Here is a 17570-nt window from a genome sequence, read left to right on the forward strand (position 1 = left end):
AAGGTCAAATCCAATCGCTAAATTGGATAATGACGTGGTTGTGTTTGTATGGTAATCCAACGCAATTCTGTAAATTCAGCTATCGAAGCCTTACTGCCAAAGCGCCCATATCCACTGGCTTTGGTTCCACCAAAAGGCATTTGTGCTTCATCGTGTACGGTTGCCCCATTAATATGGCAAATACCCGAGTCAATTTGTTTTGCAACATCCAGTGCTTGTGCAATATTTTGACTAAACACGGCAGCAGATAAACCAAACTCACTGTCATTGGCAAGTTTAATGCCTTCTTCAACACTGCCAAAACGTTGTACTGTGCAAACTGGGCCAAACGATTCTTCTCGATACAGCAGCATGTCTGGATGAATATTTAAAACCAAAGTTGGTTGCATGACAGTGTCTTGTATATGAATGCCAAGCGGTAAATTTGCACCTTTGCTTTGCGCATCCTCTAGTAAGTGTCGAATGCGATTTGCTGCACGTTGGCTTTCCAATACACCAAGAGCATTCCCTTTAAAGGTTGGATTTCCTGCATGAATGGTACGGGTCTTTTCAATCAGTTTTTCAATAAATTGATCCGTAATCCCATCTTGTACGAGCACTCGTTCGGTAGACATACAGATTTGTCCTTGATTGAAAAACGCTCCAAATGCAACCGCATTAACAGCTTCATCGACATCAGCTTCATTAAGAACGACAACAGGGGCTTTACCACCAAGTTCGAGTAGAACAGGTTTTAAGTATTTGGCCGCGGTTTCTGCAATAATTTTCCCGACTTTGGTAGAGCCAGTAAAGTTAATTCGTTTGACCGCAGGGTGCGAGATTAAGCGTTCCACAATTTGCGGTGCATCTTCAGCAGCATGGGTAATGACATTTACCACACCATCGCCAAGACCTGCTTCATGCAACACTTGACCAATCAGTCGTTGTGTTGCAGGGCAAGCTTCGGATGCTTTGAGTACCACTGTATTACCGCAGGCTAGTGGCATCGCCAACGCACGGGTGGGTAAAATCACTGGTGCATTCCACGGGGCTATACCAACCACAACCCCACACGGAACACGAATTCCCATCGCCATATTTCCGGGCACATCGGATGGAATCAGGCTGCCATCAATTTGTGTAGTCATGGCTGCTGCTTCACGTAACATGTTGGCAGCAAGGTGGACATTGAACCCATACCATGTCGCAGTTGAACCTGTTTCACGCATCCCAATTTGAATAAATTGATCCGTTCTCGCATCCATCAAGTCCGCTGCTTTGAGTAAACGTAAACGGCGTTCAGTCGGGGAAAGTTTCGACCAAACAGGAAAAGCCTTTGCCGCAGACTCTATAGCTAAATCGACATCTGCCAAAGTTGCCGCCGCTGCAATACTGGCGACTTGACCATCAATCGGGCTGATTCGTTCAAACGTTGCTTTATTCGATGCATCGACAGATTGCCCGTGAATCAGCAATTGCACCTTATGAAGGTTTGATGTGTCTATAGATTCATCTTGTTTTAACTGTACATTGTGCATGGGTTGTATCCTTACTTAACCATTTTAAAAAACCAGAAATTAGCCAGTACGCTTGTAGCTTTGTAAACCTGGTTTAATAGATTTTTCATCTAGGAATTGTTTCAGACCTTCTTGGCGTCCACCTTCGGTGTCACGATGGTTACATTGATCTAACTTGGCATATAAATAGTCTTCATTTTGATCCCAAGTGAGTTCACGACAGCGTTTAAAACCATTTTTGGCAGTACGCAATACCACGGGGTTTTTCTCTAGCAAAATATTGGCAAGTTCAGTGACTTCTGATTTGAGTTGAGCCAAAGGCACACTTTTATTGACCAAGCCCATATTTTCAGCTTCTTTTCCACTAAAAGTCTTGCCCGTCATAATGTAATACAGCGAGGTACGGTGTCCAACAGTATCTGCCATTGCTTTACTGACCAAGTTGCCTGGTGGAATTCCCCAGTTAATTTCAGATAAACCAAAGGTTGCTTCATCCGCTGCAATAGCAAGATCACACGCCACTAAAGGAGAGAAGCCGCCACCGAAACACCATCCATTGACCATAGCAATGGTTGGTTTTGAATACATACGTAATAATTGCCACTGCCAGCGGCAAGAATCACGACGGATACGTTCTTGTACAATTTCGGGTTGGCTATCTACTTCACGGAAATATTCTTTCAAATCCATGCCTGCTGTCCAAGAGTCTCCAGATCCTGTTAATACCAACACGCGAGCATCTTGATCAAGTTCTAGAGTTTCGAGGACATCGATCATTTCGCGGTTCAATGTTGGACTCATGGCATTTTTCTTTTCTGGGCGGTTAAAAATAACCCATGCAATACCATTTTCAATTTTTACATCAACAGTTTCCCAACGGTTTTCATATGTCATGTGCTTGCTCCTTGAATGACAGTTTGTTTGTTCTTCACTTAACTTAATATCAGTTAAACTTACATTCAAGTGTTTTTTAAAGAATTTTATTTAAATTTTTTATACCACTGAAAAATATAAATAAAATTTTTTTTATAAAAAATAATTAAATTTTTGTATTGATTTTTAAGTCAGTCTAACTGATATTTTACGAGTGTTCGATGAACAGCACAAAACAACAAGATGTCATGGAAATATCAAAAGAAGGATTTAGTTATGGATAAAGTGCATCATCCCTCGGGAAGGGCCAAACTCACTTTGCTGTTATGTTTTGCAATCGCAATTTTTGAAGGTTTCGATCTTCAATCTATGGGGGTTGCCGCCCCACGTATGCGTGCAGAATTTATGTTGGATAATGCTCACATGGCTTGGGCCTTTAGTGCAGCCATTATCGGAACTTTACCCGGTGCGATTATTGGTGGACGGCTTGCCGATATTATTGGCCGTAAAAAAGTATTGATTTTCAGTATCTTAATTTTTGGGGCAATGTCATTAGTAACCGCCTTCGCCGCAAATTATGAACTCCTGTTAGTCATTCGCTTTTTGACTGGACTGGGTATGGGCGGTGCTTTACCGATGATGATTACCTTGGCATCGGAGGCAGTATCCTCTGACCGTAAAGGCACAGCGGTGAGTATTATGTACAGTGGTATTCCCTGCGGTGGCTTACTCACTTCTGTCGTTGCGATGCTTTTGGCTGGCGATGCAGAGTGGCGTCATATCTTTTATGTGGGAGGGATTGCCCCAATTTTATTAATTCCACTATTGATGAAATTTTTACCTGAATCAACAGATTACCTAAACCATAAAACCCAATCGGCAACGCCTTTTTTAGAAGTACTCTTTGCTAAAGAACGAAGAATGTCGACGATTCAAATTTGGATCAGTTTCTTCTGTACGTTGGTGGTGCTGTATTTCTTACTGAATTGGCTACCACTATTGATGGGTGCACAAGGTCTGACCAAGCTGCAAGCCAATTATGTGCAAATGGGTTATAACGTTGGCGGCATTTTTGGCTCCATTCTAATGGGCACGATGCTAGACAAAATACGCATGAGTTTCGTAATTAAATTTATTTATCTCGGCATTTTAGTGTCTTTGTGTTGTCTGTCTTTTTCTCCAACTGTGGCGGTATTGGCACTTTCTGCGGTGGGTTGTGGGTTATTTATTGTAGGTGGGCAGTCTGCATTATATGGACTTGCTGCCATTTATTACCCAGCAGAAATGCGAGGTACAGGTGTAGGTGCGGCAGTTGCTGTGGGTCGTATTGGATCTTTTGCTGGTCCATTGCTTGCTGGTTTTTTACTGTCATTGGGGCAAAGTGCTACGATTGTGATTGGTTCAAGTATTCCAGTGATTCTGATTGCAGCGATTTCTGCTTTGATGCTTGTCAGAAAGCCTAAACAGCCTGTACAGTTAATGCAAAGTACGACAGCTCGTTAAATACAAAGAAGTATGAGAGCCCACTCTCATACTTCTTTTTTAGTTTTAGCTTTTATGATGAAAAATTATGATGCGTTCAAATACCGTTGATAAAAAAACAGAAGATGGCCCACGTTTAAGCTATACCATCGCACGTATAGATCGGGTAATTAGTAAATATTTAATAGAACATTTAAAAGATTTAGACATAACTTTACCTCAGTTCACCGCATTATCTGTTTTGGCCTCCAAAAATAATTTGTCGAATGCCAAGCTCGCAGAGCGTTCATTTATAAAGCCACAGTCAGCCAATAAAATTTTGCAAGATTTATTGCAACATCAATGGATTGAGAAAACACCAGATCCAACCCATGGTCGCCGTATTTTGCTAACTGTTACAGCAAGTGGTTTAGCTAAACTAGCCGAATGCAATGCCTTGGTAGAGGCGCTGGAAACTAAAATGCTGCAAGGCGTCGATATGAACTTGGCTTATTTAATTCGCAATAATTTAGACATTATGGTCAATAACTTAAAACAATCTAAAGTTGAAGCAGCTTCAGAGTGAGTCAAGATGAGGCTTTAATATACTCATGCATAGATGTAAATCTTTGCTCTGTTAGAAATGTATTGTCACTTGATGATTGATCTTGCTAGCATGACTTTGAAATCTTTTAACAAGTGTGGCTAGGGATGTCTTCAGGGCAACAAGTTTTAATTAAATTAAGAAAAATGATTATCGCGGGTGAACTTGAAGGCGGCAGTCGCATTGCTGAAATCCCAACAGCAGAGCTACTTGGGGTATCTCGTCAGCCCATTCGCATGGCCTTTCGTTTGCTGGAACAAGAAGGATTGTTGATCAAGAATCCAACCCGAGGGTATACGGTTCGTGAAATTTCAAATCAATTGGTCAATGATGCCTTAGAGGTTCGCGGAGTATTGGAAGGCTTGGCAGCGAAAACCTTAGCCGAACAAGGTTTATCGGAACAGCAACAGCAAACTTTAAAAAACTGTATCGAACAAATAGAGCAACTCTTTGCAGAGCATACTGAATTTGGTGATGAAGAATTAGAACGTTATCATGAATTTAACGTGATTTTCCATGACACGATTATTCAAGGCGCACAAAATATTGCCCTTATTCAAGCCTTGGCAAAAAACAATCAATTGCCTATGGCTTCCGTTCAAGCCATTACTTATGACGAATCACGAGCTTTGTCTGAATACCGTCGCTTACACTACGCACATTTGCAGCATTGTTCTATTTATGAAGCTTTAGTTCAGCGTCAGTCGGGCCGTGCTGAAACCTTAATGCGGGAGCATAGTAGTGTTGCGTTGTTGGGGGAGACGGTCAAAAATATATTGACTGGGGTGTAAGAAGAGACTCCCACTCAATGGGTTTGAGCGGGAGTAAACCAAATTTCTATAGTTCAATCACCAAATGTTTGGATTTAGAGCGAGAGCAGCAGGGCGTAAATTGATCATTCAAGGCACGCTCTTCATCCGTCATAAATACATCCCGATGATCTGGAACCCCTGAAACAACACGGGTAATACAAGTACCGCAAATACCTTGTTCGCAAGATACAGGCACATCAAAACCATGCGCTAATAGGGCTTGAGTTACAGTCTGTTCTGGATGAATTTCGATTCGCTGTCCTGTGCCAGCAATTTCCAAAGTAAATGCTTCATCATTTTCCTGCTTGCTTTGCTGTGCCACAAAATGCTCTTGATGCAGTTGTTCAAATTGCCAACCCGCTGTTTCAGCGGACTGCATTACAAATTGCATAAAGCCCGTTGGCCCACATACATATAGGTGTTTGCTCGCATCGGGTTGTTGCAATACTTTTGCCATATCACATTGAGTATCAACCTGATTTTGAATGTGAAAATGAATCTGCTCTGGAAAGTGTTGGGTTAAATTGCCATAAAAGGCGAGCATTTCATGGCTACGTACAAAATAATGCAATTCAAATGGAATGTCCTGTGCTTTTAAACGATAAGCCATTGAAAGAATCGGGGTAATCCCAATACCTCCTGCAAACAATACAGCTTTTTTTGTATTGTCATGCAATGCAAATAAATTACGTGGCTGACCAATACTTAATACATCACCTTCATGATAGTCATTATGGATGCAACGTGAACCGCCCCGTGAGTTTTCATCATGCAGTACGCCAATGACATAACGGTTGTTTTCACTCGAACAGTTCGAGAGAGAATATTGCCGAGTAAGTCCATTTTTGAGATGGACATCAATATGCGACCCAGCCTCAAATGGCGGCAGGGCCGAACCTGATGTGGAAATAAGTTCAAAGGCGCGAATAGAGGGCGTAAGCTGATGAATCTTATCAATAATAACGTCCATTTTTTATCCTTAAATCACATGAATATTTGGAAATTTAGCCACTTCAGGTTTTACTGCAGCCTGTCTTTCTTCATTCAATAAGCGGTCAATAATTTTGCGTGATTGAACTCCGCCAGCATCAATGTTCAACATCAGTAGTTTGCGCTGCGGATTATTGAGAATGTTTTGTTGTTGTTGCTCTAACATTTCCAAATCTTCAGTAAAGATTTTACCTTGTCCTTCACGAATTTGATCGGTGAGTTCTGTATTTTCAGGCTGGAAGTTGCGTGCCATTCCCCAAAAATACCAATGCTAAGTCTCTGTTTCAGGCGTAATAAAATCCACCACGATCGAAGATACTTTCTTGTCCTTTGGTGCGTCATAGCCACCATGACCTGCATGTGCAACCCCCACTTCAATATGTACATTACTTGGGGCGAAGAAATGACAACGCTGCCAGCGGTCTACTGGTACATCATCTGCGAGATGATTACCTCGAAGCGCCATTTGCCAAAAAGGAGGAGCAATCACATTGTCCATATAGCGTTCGGTGATGACATGATCACCCTCAACTTTTGTGATTGGCAGTGATTCATCAATCTCTTTTTGACCAATACTACTAGAATGCACATAGGTTTCATGGGTTAAGTCCATGAGGTTATCAATCATCAGGCGATAATCGCATTGAATATGGAATAAGCCTCCGCCATAACTCCATTCATGATGATCGGCCCATCTTAGTTCAGGAAGTTTGGATTCATCTGCTTGATCTTTATCACCCGGCCACACCCAGACAAAACCAAATTTTTCGACCACTGCATAAGCTTTATTACAAGGAAATCCCTGTACACGTTGTGCTGGCATAGCAATTGTTTTACCGTCGCAGCCCATAACCAATCCATGATAGCCACAAACTAAATTTCCATCTTCAACATAGCCGAGAGAAAGTGGTGCGCCACGATGTGGGCAGAAGTCTTCGACAGCAGCAACTTTGTTTTCTTTGCCACGATAGAAAACAATTTTTTCACCGCAAATAGTACGACCTAATGGCTTATTTTGAAGATCTTCAGGGCGGCATGCGACATACCATGCATTTTTGATGAACATTATGATGACTCCTTGTCAATTATTGGATCCAATTTATGTCTATTTAATGGTCTTGTCAAATGTAATCTGGCATTTTATATGATTTTTAGTTTGTATTTTATTGATTTTAGCAAATTTAATATTTTATGAAGTTCATTTTATGGATCCATTTTTCTGTTAAATTTGGATTCTTGATTTCTGATAAATGGATCCATATATCGTAATTCTGAAAATTTTAAAATCATTTTCGCCTTTATGTTAATAATTACTCCAATTTATCAATTTGATTTATATCATTTTTTAACAATGAGATAAAAAATCAAATAAATTGGTTGATTTTATGGATCCAATTATACAGTATAGAAAAAGAGCAGGATGCTTCGTAAAAATGATCTCTATGTATATAGGATCACTCTCATTCTTAATTATCCCTTCTAGGCAATTATGGATATGGATATGCATAATCACCCAATGTTGTGTTCCCACATGGTCGTGTGTATTTCCGTTCCTAATTGGGAGTTACACAATGCAAAGAAATGTTTTAGACGAAATTAACAATACTAAAATGAGCCGTTATCAATGGTTCGTGATCCTGATTTGTCTATTTCTAAATGTGATTGATGGCTTTGATGTCATGGTGATGGCATTTACAGCACCTTCAGTATCTGCAGAATGGGCTTTGTCTGGTGCACAAATCGGGATACTCCTTAGCGCAGGTTTATTTGGCATGGCGGCAGGTTCCATTTTCTTGGCACCGTTAGCAGATAAAATTGGTCGACGTTTCTTAATTTTAATTTGTTTGATTATTGCAGGATTGAGCATGTCTGCATGTGGGCTTGTGCAAAATCATAGCATGTTGGCTGCATTACGGTTCATCACTGGTGTTGGCGTTGGTGGGATCTTGGCGAGTAGTAACGTACTGGCAAGTGAATACGCAAATGCACGCTGGAGAAGCCTAGCAGTAAGTTTGATGTCTACAGGATATGGTATTGGCGCAACTTTAGGAGGTGTACTTACCTTTGTTTTAATTGAACATTTGGGCTGGCGTTCAGTCTTTTTAGCGGGCGGTATCACAACGCTGATCATGTTTGCCTTTGCTGTGTGGTTGTTACCTGAATCACTTGATTATTTGTTGGCAAAAAAGCCTGTACGTGCATTGGAAAATACCAATATGATTCTGCAACGTATGCAGTTGACGCCTTTACAAATGCTGCCAGAGTCTGTGCAAGCTGAACAACAAAAGGGCAGCGATGTTGCGAAACTATTTCGTGGTCAGCAAGGGTTTCAAACCTTGTGTTTATGGTTTGCATTTTTCTTGGTGATGTTTGGTTTCTACTTCGTGATGAGCTGGACACCTAAAATTTTAATTGCAATGGGTATGTCGAGAGATCAAGGCGTTAGTACTGGAATTCTAATCAGTATTGGGGGATTTTTGGTGCAGCGATTATTGGGCTTTTAGCTTCACGTATTAAAATTTTCTATGCACTTAGCTTATTTTTAGGCTCAACAGCACTCTGTATTTTCTTATTTGTTGCAGTTTCATCACAAGTCAGCATTGCACTATCGGTCGGTTTATTACTAGGCACACTCATTAACGGCTGTGTTGCAGGACTGTATTCAATTTCACCAACTATTTATGAAGCAGATATTCGAAGCCGCGGTGTGGGGTATGCAATTGGATTTGGGCGTATTGGTGCCATTTTATCTCCAACCATAGCGGGTCTATTTTTAGATCAAGGCATGGCACCACAGCATCTTTATGCTTACTACGGCATTGTATTTATCTTAGCCATTTTCTTGATTTTAATTTTGGGTAAAGCGGTGCATCGACATCAAAAAACTCAAAATTATTCACTCAATACATCGATCTAATTATCTGTTTAAAAATTAAAAGTTGAGATAAAAATGAAAAAGACATCTTTATGGATGGGGATCTGCTTGTGCCCATTTTTTGCCAACATGGCACATGCGCAGTTCATTGCAGATAGTCAGGCTGAAATTACATTGCGAAATTTCTATTTTGATCGGGATTATAAAAAAGATCCTTATCCTTATACCGCTGCTCGAGATTGGGCACAGGGTCTTATCTTTAAGGGACAATCGGGTTATACCGATGGAACTGTAGGATTTGGTGTAGATGTTCTTGCAATGGCTAGTTTTAATTTATTAGGAAGTCAAGCAGATGATTACGCACGGACGGGTTTATTGGCTGTCAATTCGGACAATTCAAGAGATGATTACTATGGAAAAATTGGCGTAACTGGCAAAGTACGATTGAGTAAAAATGAACTTTTTGTGGGAGATCTGGTTCCGCAACTTCCGACAATTTTTTCTTCACCAGCAAGATTATTTCCGCAAACTTATCGTGGTGTAAGATTGGTTTCTACAGAAATTCCTAAGCTGCAATTGGAAGGGTTTTATGTCGATAAAGTCCGTCAAAGAGATTCTATTCACTACACTGACGTCGGCATTGATAATATCAACCATCGCTTTGATCGGGCTGCAACCACGGATCATTTTTATACGCTTGGGGGAGTTTACCAACTCAGTGATGCTTATCGTATTCGTATGTATCATGCTGAATTACAGGATATTTATCAGCAACAATTTCTGGGTATTATTGGTAAACAACCCATTTCAGATCAGTACAATTTCTTAACGGATATTCGCTTTTTTAACAGCAATCATACGGGAAGTGAAAAAATAGGTGCTATGGATAATCGTCACTTAGGCGGATTGTTTGGCTTAAATACACAGGGGCATACGCTCTCGATTGGCTATATGCAATCTTTTGGTGATACAGGTCTGCCATTTTTATCGGGTGCTGAAAGCCCAGTTGTGCTTGATTTTATGAGTTCGGATTACTCAAACAAAGATGAAAAAGTGATTTCTTTGCGTTATGACTATGATTTTAAAAATGTCCGCCTAGGTGAAACTTCACTCAATGGTTTACGCTTTATGACGCGCTATGCCAAAGGTGATGACATTGATTTATTAACATACGGCGACCGACGTTTTGAAGAAGAGTCTTTAGAGTTTGAGCTCGGCTATCGTATACCTGAAGGGAATTTAAAAGGTCTAGGGCTTAGAACGCGTTTTTCTCATTATCGCAATGATATGCCAACCAATATGACCTTCCATTCAGCAAATGAAACACGTATTAATGTGGATTATAGCTTTAAATTTTAATACGATTTTCTTCTAGTCTTTTAAGAAGATAGCTTATTTATTTTGAATATGAATAAGCTATCACACACCAATTAAAGTTATAAATTAACTTTTTAGAAATCGCTAAATCAGTCCAAACCCAATTTGCTGAGAATAAAACTTCATTCGGTTTTTGACATTGTCCTATAAAAACCCAAGATACCCAAAACAGGACCAAGCAAAAGAATCCAAGCAGAATCTAAACCTATATGATCAAAGGCATAGGTTGTAGATGCAATGGAGACAATTGTTATCGCAAAGCCAATAGAATTCTGAATAGAGAGCGCTGCACCCAGTTTTTCTGGTGGACATGCAGCAGAGGCGAGTGCGGAAAATTGTGGTGAATCTGCAATGACAGATGCACTCCATACTACAAGAACGATCAGTAGTGACCACGCAGGTAAATAACGCCAAGCCAATGCAAAAATCAGACAACATAGACCAGAAAGGAATAAAGCCCCCATAGCAACGCGATCACTGCCATATGTCTTTGACCAATATCCACCTAAAAGACAGCCAACAGCACCACATGCCATAATTAAAAATGTAGCCAATGGCACATTCGATAAGCCGAAGGCTTTTAAAACACCTGAATGAGCAATAAAAAGAGGCAAGATGGTCCAAAAGGCATATAACTCCCACATATGACCAAAATATCCAAGTGCGGAAGCTTTAAATTTTCTAATTTTAAAGACCTGAAATGCATTTCCAGTGGCTATTCTTTTTTTGGTGAGCTGTGCAGATTGATCATCACCCAACATAAAAATAAGCAACGCGGCAACTGATGCCAAAATGGATGAAAACGTAATGACATAATGCCAGTTTAAATTGGCTGATAGACCATTCAGGGCATGGGGCAATGCTGTACCTAATGTGAGCATGGCAACCAAAATTGATAAAACTGCTCCAGCTCGATGAGGGGCCCATTGCACAACCAACTTCATCCCAATCGGGTAGATGCCAGCCAAGCAAATACCCACGCAAAAGCGGTAGATCATGCCATCGATTAAACCCTGCGCTAACCATGCAAAACATAAATTAAACAATGCACCCAACAGTGCTGCACCAGTAAAAATAGAACTCGCTTTAAAACGATCTGCAAAACCCGTAAAGGCAATAAAGAAGGTTCCAAGAATAAAACCTGCCTGTACAGCATTGGTTAGCCAACCAATATCCGCAACAGTAATGTGCCATTCTTGAATTAAATTGGCTGCTGCACTATTTGCACTAAACCATAACGATGTACCAAAAAGCTGAGCAAAAGTGATAATGAGAATTGCATGTGAAGAAAAGAAGTGATGGGGTTTACCGTGCGACTTAAAATCCATACTCGCTATCCTTAGCTTGTGCGTATAAATAATTTTTTTAGAGCAATACAATTCTGTTTTATGTAAATAAAACTTCTATTGCCTTATTCATTTTATAGGTATTTTTTTATTTTAAAATTTAATTTTCTTCATAAAGCATATCAGTACCGCCATTAAACTACCTATGATAGATATTGATACTGTCGATATTTAATCTTGGAAAAACAGGCAATTGAATCCAATAACTACTAGAAAAATGAAAGAAACTGGATGCTTGACATTAGAACAGTTTCTTCTCAATGTCCTAACCTGCACAACCACAATCAATACTGGTTCCTGCTCGAGCATTGTCACCCATTGTTTGGTAGCCATCCCGTTTCCACCAATCTAGACCGCCAATCAGTTCTTTCACCTGAAAGCCTAAAGTCGACATTTTGAGCGCCGTTTTGGTCGAGGCATTACAGCCAATACCATCACAATAAGTGACATACAAAACAGTTTGATCCAAATGGGCTAAAGTTTGCTGTGTAATACTGCGATGCGGGATATTTATTGCATGGGGAATGTGCTCATGCTGATAGGCAATAGCATTACGTCCATCAACCACAATAATTTTTTGCCCCTGACTTAAGGCCTCAAACAAGTCCCAAGAGTCCATTTCATAATTTAACTTGGCTTGATAGAATTCTAATTGTGATATTGTCATGTATATATTTCCCTATAATTTGTAATATTATTTCGCTTACATCCTAACATTAATTTTCATATTTTTTCGCGCTTAATGTTATACATGCAGAGTCTTAAATTTAGATCCTATAAAATTCATTTTTACAGTAGTTTAAATGACATATGAATCATTAAATACATCACATTGTTTAATGATGAATAAGCTGCAATGAATAACATCCTTTTATTGATTAAAATACTTTAAAAACCCTGAAAGTGGAGGAATTTTAGTGCTCCAAAATGAGTGAAGACCTAAAATTCATCTATATCAAAGGTTCTTAAGCATTTTCACCACGATAAGATAATACCTAAGTTGAATTTTTATTAAGATTAGGTTTTAAAAGTTGAGAGTAAAATACTGGTTTCACTATTATAAATACCAGCAATACACCGAATCCTTTCCAGTACTTTATCAAAGTTTTCTAGCGAATCTGCTCGAATTTCAACCAAAATGTCCCATTTTCCATTGGTTTTATGTAAGCGTTCAACAGCCGAATCCAAACGTAATTCGCTAATAACCGATCGGGCTTTAGTGCCTTCCACCATAATGCTCATCCAGGCACGAATAATATTTTTTTCTACATCTGGGCGGTAGCGCACGGTATATCCCGTAATCATGCCAGAAGTTTCCATGTAGTCGATTCGACTCCTAATAGTCGGACGAGATACCCCCGTTTTTTCCGCTAAATCTGTGACAGACATTCGGGCATTTTCTTTTAGCAAACCGAGAATTATTTGATCTACTTCGCTCATTTTGCATCCTGCAATTGTCAATTTGGAAAAAAATAATTCATTTTAGAAAAAAGTACAAATTTTTTAAGTCATTTTGATTTTGAATAATATACAAATGCGCTAAGCCTGCTGAAGATTCAGTTTCATTTCAAACTTAAATTCAGCTCGAGATCGAATCAACATCGTGTTGATCAACATGTATCTCCAAGGGTTTTTAAGCGCAGATGGAAGCTTCAGTCGTTAAGGAAAAATAGATGACTACAAACTTAGAAAATCATACTCGTAAGGCGATTGCAGGCACTTTTCCTCAATCCTTGATTTCACATGGTCTAAAACCATCTTTGTCAGTTTTTGTTTTCTATAACGAAAAGCTACACAAAATTTAAGTCCATCGCACAGGAACATGAGGAAGCAGCTTGAGCGATTTTGGTGAATAACCAAAAAATGAATTTAGAAGATATTGGAGAGGTAGCAGAATGAATAACTTGGCGGTGACGCGTAAAAACTTTAATGATTGGATGGTTCCAGTTTTTGCTCCAGCAAATTTCATCTTAGTGCGTGGTCAGGGTTCTCAGGTTTGGGATCAAGATGACAAGCAATATATTGATTTTGCAGGTGGTATTGCAGTAAATGCTTTAGGTCATGCACATCCAGTGGCAGTTCAGGCCTTGACGGAACAAGCGACTCAACTTTGGCATATTGGCAATGGTTATACCAATGAGCCTGTTCTTCGTTTAGCAAAACAGCTCGTCGAAAATACCTTTGCAGACAAAGTATTTTTCTGTAATTCGGGTGCAGAAGCAAATGAAGCCGCTTTAAAACTTGCTCGTAAAGTCGGTTTGCTCAGTGGTCATGCAAATAAAAATCAAATCGTTGCATTTAAGAATGCATTTCACGGTCGCACATTATTTACTGTAACCGCAGGTGGTCAACCGAAATATTCTCAAGATTTCGCACCACTACCAGAAGGTATTCAACATACTGCATTTAATGATTTAGAGCAGGCAAAAGCCGTTATCAATGAAAATACTTGTGCCGTTATTGTTGAACCTATTCAAGGCGAAGGCGGCGTACTTCCTGCTGATCTTGAGTTTTTACAAGGCTTGCGCCAACTCTGTGATGAACATGGTGCTGTCCTGATTTTTGATGAAGTTCAAACAGGTGTTGGGCGTACTGGCTCACTCTATGCTTATATGAATACAGGTGTTACTCCTGACATTCTAACCACTGCCAAAGCTTTGGGTGGTGGCTTCCCAATCGGTGCGATGATTACCACAAATGAATACGCAAATATGTATGCAGTAGGCGATCATGGCACAACTTATGGTGGCAACCCATTGGCTTGTGCAGTGGCAAATGCGGTATTCGAATTTATCAACACGCCAGAAGTTTTAGAGGGCGTTCAGCAACGATTTGATTATTTTGTCACTGGTCTAAATAAGATTAATGCGAAATTCAATGTTTTTGAGCAAATTCGTGGTCAGGGTTTACTCATCGGATGTGCCCTAAAAGCAGAACATGCGGGTCAAGCGAAAAATATCGTCAATTTGGCAGCTGAGCAAGGCTTACTGGCGCTGGTTGCAGGTCCAAATGTTGTTCGTTTTACACCTTCACTCATTATCCCATTTGAAGATATCGACGAAGGGCTTAGCCGTTTTGAGCAAGCTTTAGAAAAATTTTCCCACGAATTGAAGGAGTGTGCATAAATGATGATTATTCGTTATATCCGAGAAGATGATATCAATGACATCTATCAACTTGCTGAAAAAGCAGGCTATGGGCTTACTTCATTACAGCCTAACTTGGAAATTTTGGCGGCAAAACTGAAACGTGCTTGCGACACTGTGCGCGGCAAACTGAGCAAAGCAGATCAAGGTTATTTCTTTGTTTTAGAAGATACCAGCATTAACAAGGTGGTTGGACTCTGTGGGATTGAAGTTGCGCTGGGCTTAAGTGAACCTTGGTACAACTTCCATGTTGGCACTCAAGTACATTCTTCAAAAACACTGAATGTGTATAAGTCACATCAAACCTTGTTTTTAAGCAATGACCACACTACGTGCAGTGAATTATGTACGTTGTTCCTCGATCCTGATTATCGTAAAGAAATGAACGGAAAATTTCTTTCAAAAATCCGTTTCTTGTTTATTGCAGCATTCAGAAATATTTTTGAAAAACGCATCGTTGCAGAAATGCGCGGATATTCAGACGAAGTCGGGAACTCTCCGTTCTGGGATGCAGTCGGACATAAGTTCTTCGATATGGAATTTAGAAAGGCAGATTATCTCAGTGGTACAGGGCAGAAATCTTTTATTGCAGAACTGATGCCACGCTATCCTTTATATGTCGATATGTTGCCTGCGGCGGCTCAAGAAGTGATTGGTAAAGTGCATCCAAATACTTTGCCGGCATATAAGTTACTGTTGGGTGAAGGTCTACGTTTCCAAGGTTATGTCGATATTTTCGATGGTGGTGCGACTTTAGAAGCGGATGTAGAGAACTTACGTTCAATTAAAGAAAGTACAGTTCTTCAAGTTGAAATTATTGAAACAACAACGTTGAATGAAGCAGAACCTTACTTAATTTCAAATGACCATTACCAAGACTACCGTGGCATTTTAGTTCAGCATGATCCTGAACAAAAAACTATACAGTTAACTCAAGCGCAGGCTGAGCAACTTCAAGTAGCTCAGGGTGATGTGGTTCGTGTGCTGTCCTTAAATCCGAAGGAACACAAAGCATGATTCAGGGCAAACAATTTATACAAGGGCAGTGGCTGAATGGGCATGGTGCAGAATGGATTAAAACAAATCCAGTCAGCAATCAAGCTCTTTGGGCTGCTCAAGCAGCCAATCAAGAAGATGTTGAAAAAGCTACCCTTGCTGCACGTAAAGCCTTTTCTACATGGGCGAAATACTCATTAGAACAACGTATCGAGATCATTGAACGTTTTGCAGCATTATTGGAGCAGAATCAAAATCGCCTAGCGGAAGTCATTAGTCAGGAAACTAGTAAACCCCTTTGGGAAACACTGACCGAAGTTCAGTCCATGATTGCTAAAATGGTCATTTCTGTACGTGCTTACCATGAGAGAACGGGCTCTAGTGAAACTGTCATGGCAGATGGTGTTGCATCATTGCGTCATCGTCCGCATGGAGTATTGGCTGTATTTGGACCTTACAATTTTCCAGGTCATTTGCCCAATGGACATATTGTTCCCGCTTTAATTGCAGGAAATACCATTGTATTCAAACCCAGCGAACTCACGCCGTGGACTGCTGAAGAAACGGTAAAACTCTGGCAACAAGCTGGTTTGCCTGATGGTGTTTTAAATCTGATACAAGGTGGACGCCAAACAGGTGAAGCTTTAGCAGCTTCAACACAGATAGATGGTTTACTTTTTACGGGCAGTGCCAATACAGGTTATCACTTACACAAGCAAATGGCTGGCAGTCCAGAGAAAATTCTCGCTTTAGAAATGGGTGGCAATAACGCGCTCATTATTGATGAAGCTGTTGATGTAGATGCTGTGGTTCATTTGGCAATTCAGTCTGCTTTTGTTTCAGCGGGACAACGCTGTACTTGTGCACGTCGTATTTTGGTGAAAGAAGGTGCCAATGGCGATGCCTTTGTTCAGCGCTTTGTTGAGGCTACACAGAAATTAGTAGTAGGTCACTGGAATCAACAACCACAGCCATTTATGGGAGGGGTGATTTCATCTCAAGCTGCTGATCTGATGCTGAAAGCACAGCAACAATTATTAGCTCTAGGCGCGACTGCACTGCTAGAGATGACTCGTCCTAATGCTGAAAGTTCATTACTTACAGCGGGGATTCTTGAGGTGACAAAGGTTGAAGTCCCAGACGAAGAATACTTCGGGCCTTTAACCACCATCTGTCGCTATAAAGACTTTGATGAAGCCTTAAGTCTTGCAAACAAAACCCGCTTTGGGTTGTCTGTAGGTTTAGTTTCACCAAATCGGGACTTGTTCGATCACTTAATTATTGAAGCACGAGCAGGAATCGTAAACTGGAATAAACCATTAACAGGCGCATCCAGTGCTGCACCATTTGGAGGTGTAGGGGCTTCAGGAAATCATCGTGCCAGTGCATTTTATGCGGCTGATTATTGCGCGTGGCCTATGGCTTCATTAGAAAGTGACAAAGTTATTTTACCCGAGAAACTTTCACCTGGTATTTGCTTATAAATATCAGTGTTTTTAAATACTCAGAAAATCCATAATTGAATTGATGGTTTTTATTTTAAACCATCAATTCTTAAATTAAAGTGCACTAGACTAATGGATAATTGCAACTA

General features: G+C 40.2%; 14 protein-coding genes and 2 pseudogenes. 9 read left to right on the forward strand and 7 right to left on the reverse strand.

Annotated elements, in window-relative coordinates:
* Positions 1-17 precede the first annotated feature (17 nt).
* Together E0H87_RS09820 and E0H87_RS09825 are read right to left on the reverse strand one after the other, a co-directional pair.
* On the reverse strand, positions 18-1517 hold the full coding sequence (locus tag E0H87_RS09820) for an aldehyde dehydrogenase (RefSeq protein WP_131323433.1): 1500 nt from the start codon (positions 1515-1517) through the stop codon (positions 18-20).
* Between the two features lie 39 nt (positions 1518-1556).
* Entirely contained in the window at positions 1557-2390 is an 834-nt protein-coding gene (locus tag E0H87_RS09825; protein ID WP_131323434.1) for a p-hydroxycinnamoyl CoA hydratase/lyase, read from the reverse strand.
* 255 nt (positions 2391-2645) lie between these two features.
* On the opposite strand from E0H87_RS09825, the gene mhpT reads away from it, so the two are divergent.
* The 3 genes from mhpT (at position 2646) to E0H87_RS09840 (ending at position 5225) form a co-directional block, all read left to right on the forward strand.
* A complete protein-coding gene (gene mhpT, locus E0H87_RS09830; RefSeq protein WP_131323435.1) occupies positions 2646-3872 on the forward strand; it encodes a 3-(3-hydroxy-phenyl)propionate transporter MhpT in 1227 nt (408 codons plus the stop codon).
* A gap of 67 nt (positions 3873-3939) precedes the next feature.
* A complete protein-coding gene (locus E0H87_RS09835; protein WP_131323436.1) occupies positions 3940-4416 on the forward strand; it encodes a MarR family winged helix-turn-helix transcriptional regulator in 477 nt (158 codons plus the stop codon).
* 113 nt (positions 4417-4529) lie between these two features.
* The gene (locus tag E0H87_RS09840; protein WP_131323437.1) at positions 4530-5225 is read left to right on the forward strand and encodes a GntR family transcriptional regulator; all 696 of its coding nucleotides are present in this window, start codon (positions 4530-4532) and stop codon (positions 5223-5225) included.
* A 46-nt stretch (positions 5226-5271) separates the two neighbouring features.
* Here E0H87_RS09840 and E0H87_RS09845 read toward each other — a convergent pair whose 3' ends face one another.
* Both E0H87_RS09845 and E0H87_RS09850 read right to left on the reverse strand, forming a co-directional pair.
* Positions 5272-6216 carry a PDR/VanB family oxidoreductase gene (locus tag E0H87_RS09845; protein WP_131323438.1) on the reverse strand — a complete coding sequence of 315 codons (945 nt, stop codon included), beginning with the start codon at positions 6214-6216 and terminating at the stop codon, positions 5272-5274.
* A gap of 9 nt (positions 6217-6225) precedes the next feature.
* Positions 6226-7302 (reverse strand): annotated as a pseudogene (locus E0H87_RS09850) (Rieske 2Fe-2S domain-containing protein).
* Positions 7303-7807: 505 nt separating this feature from the next.
* Here E0H87_RS09850 and E0H87_RS09855 point away from each other — a divergent pair.
* Together E0H87_RS09855 and E0H87_RS09860 are read left to right on the forward strand one after the other, a co-directional pair.
* Positions 7808-9153 (forward strand): annotated as a pseudogene (locus E0H87_RS09855) (MFS transporter).
* 33 nt (positions 9154-9186) lie between these two features.
* Positions 9187-10470 (forward strand): OprD family outer membrane porin, encoded by a 1284-nt coding sequence (locus E0H87_RS09860; protein ID WP_131323439.1) that lies wholly within the window; start codon positions 9187-9189, stop codon positions 10468-10470.
* Positions 10471-10610: 140 nt separating this feature from the next.
* On the opposite strand, the gene E0H87_RS09865 is transcribed toward E0H87_RS09860, so the two are convergent.
* The 3 genes from E0H87_RS09865 to E0H87_RS09875 all read right to left on the reverse strand — a co-directional run bounded on the left by E0H87_RS09865 (position 10611) and on the right by E0H87_RS09875 (position 13274).
* Positions 10611-11816, reverse strand: coding sequence for an MFS transporter (locus tag E0H87_RS09865; RefSeq protein ID WP_131323440.1), 1206 nt, complete (start codon positions 11814-11816; stop codon positions 10611-10613).
* A 283-nt stretch (positions 11817-12099) separates the two neighbouring features.
* A complete protein-coding gene (locus E0H87_RS09870) occupies positions 12100-12501 on the reverse strand; it encodes a rhodanese-like domain-containing protein (RefSeq protein ID WP_131323441.1) in 402 nt (133 codons plus the stop codon).
* 350 nt (positions 12502-12851) lie between these two features.
* Positions 12852-13274 carry an Lrp/AsnC family transcriptional regulator gene (locus E0H87_RS09875; RefSeq protein ID WP_131323442.1) on the reverse strand — a complete coding sequence of 141 codons (423 nt, stop codon included), beginning with the start codon at positions 13272-13274 and terminating at the stop codon, positions 12852-12854.
* A 233-nt stretch (positions 13275-13507) separates the two neighbouring features.
* Between E0H87_RS09875 and E0H87_RS16240 the strand changes: the two genes are divergently transcribed.
* From E0H87_RS16240 to astD, 4 genes are all read left to right on the forward strand, one after another.
* Positions 13508-13639 carry a hypothetical protein gene (locus E0H87_RS16240; RefSeq protein ID WP_264757385.1) on the forward strand — a complete coding sequence of 44 codons (132 nt, stop codon included), beginning with the start codon at positions 13508-13510 and terminating at the stop codon, positions 13637-13639.
* A gap of 90 nt (positions 13640-13729) precedes the next feature.
* A complete protein-coding gene (locus tag E0H87_RS09880) occupies positions 13730-14959 on the forward strand; it encodes an aspartate aminotransferase family protein (RefSeq protein WP_131323443.1) in 1230 nt (409 codons plus the stop codon).
* On the forward strand, positions 14960-15997 hold the full coding sequence (gene astA / locus E0H87_RS09885) for an arginine N-succinyltransferase (protein ID WP_131323444.1): 1038 nt from the start codon (positions 14960-14962) through the stop codon (positions 15995-15997).
* Complete coding sequence (gene astD, locus E0H87_RS09890) at positions 15994-17460, forward strand: succinylglutamate-semialdehyde dehydrogenase (RefSeq protein WP_131323445.1); 1467 nt, start codon at positions 15994-15996, stop codon at positions 17458-17460. The genes astA and astD overlap by 4 nt, the downstream gene beginning before the upstream one ends.
* The last annotated feature ends 110 nt before the right edge of the window (positions 17461-17570 follow it).

The sequence above is a fragment of the Acinetobacter sp. ANC 4178 genome (assembly GCF_004331175.1).
In the GTDB taxonomy this organism is placed as follows: Bacteria; Pseudomonadota; Gammaproteobacteria; order Pseudomonadales; family Moraxellaceae; genus Acinetobacter.

Coding starts and splice junctions, on each gene's coding strand:
- E0H87_RS09820 (WP_131323433.1), bottom strand. CDS start 1,517: ATGCACAATGTACAGTTAAAACAAGATGAATCTATAGACACATCAAAC.
- E0H87_RS09825 (WP_131323434.1), bottom strand. CDS start 2,390: ATGACATATGAAAACCGTTGGGAAACTGTTGATGTAAAAATTGAAAAT.
- mhpT (WP_131323435.1), top strand. CDS start 2,646: ATGGATAAAGTGCATCATCCCTCGGGAAGGGCCAAACTCACTTTGCTG.
- E0H87_RS09835 (WP_131323436.1), top strand. CDS start 3,940: ATGATGCGTTCAAATACCGTTGATAAAAAAACAGAAGATGGCCCACGT.
- E0H87_RS09845 (WP_131323438.1), bottom strand. CDS start 6,216: ATGGACGTTATTATTGATAAGATTCATCAGCTTACGCCCTCTATTCGC.
- E0H87_RS09860 (WP_131323439.1), top strand. CDS start 9,187: ATGAAAAAGACATCTTTATGGATGGGGATCTGCTTGTGCCCATTTTTT.
- E0H87_RS09865 (WP_131323440.1), bottom strand. CDS start 11,816: ATGGATTTTAAGTCGCACGGTAAACCCCATCACTTCTTTTCTTCACAT.
- E0H87_RS09870 (WP_131323441.1), bottom strand. CDS start 12,501: ATGACAATATCACAATTAGAATTCTATCAAGCCAAGTTAAATTATGAA.
- E0H87_RS09875 (WP_131323442.1), bottom strand. CDS start 13,274: ATGAGCGAAGTAGATCAAATAATTCTCGGTTTGCTAAAAGAAAATGCC.
- E0H87_RS16240 (WP_264757385.1), top strand. CDS start 13,508: ATGACTACAAACTTAGAAAATCATACTCGTAAGGCGATTGCAGGCACT.
- E0H87_RS09880 (WP_131323443.1), top strand. CDS start 13,730: ATGAATAACTTGGCGGTGACGCGTAAAAACTTTAATGATTGGATGGTT.
- astA (WP_131323444.1), top strand. CDS start 14,960: ATGATGATTATTCGTTATATCCGAGAAGATGATATCAATGACATCTAT.
- astD (WP_131323445.1), top strand. CDS start 15,994: ATGATTCAGGGCAAACAATTTATACAAGGGCAGTGGCTGAATGGGCAT.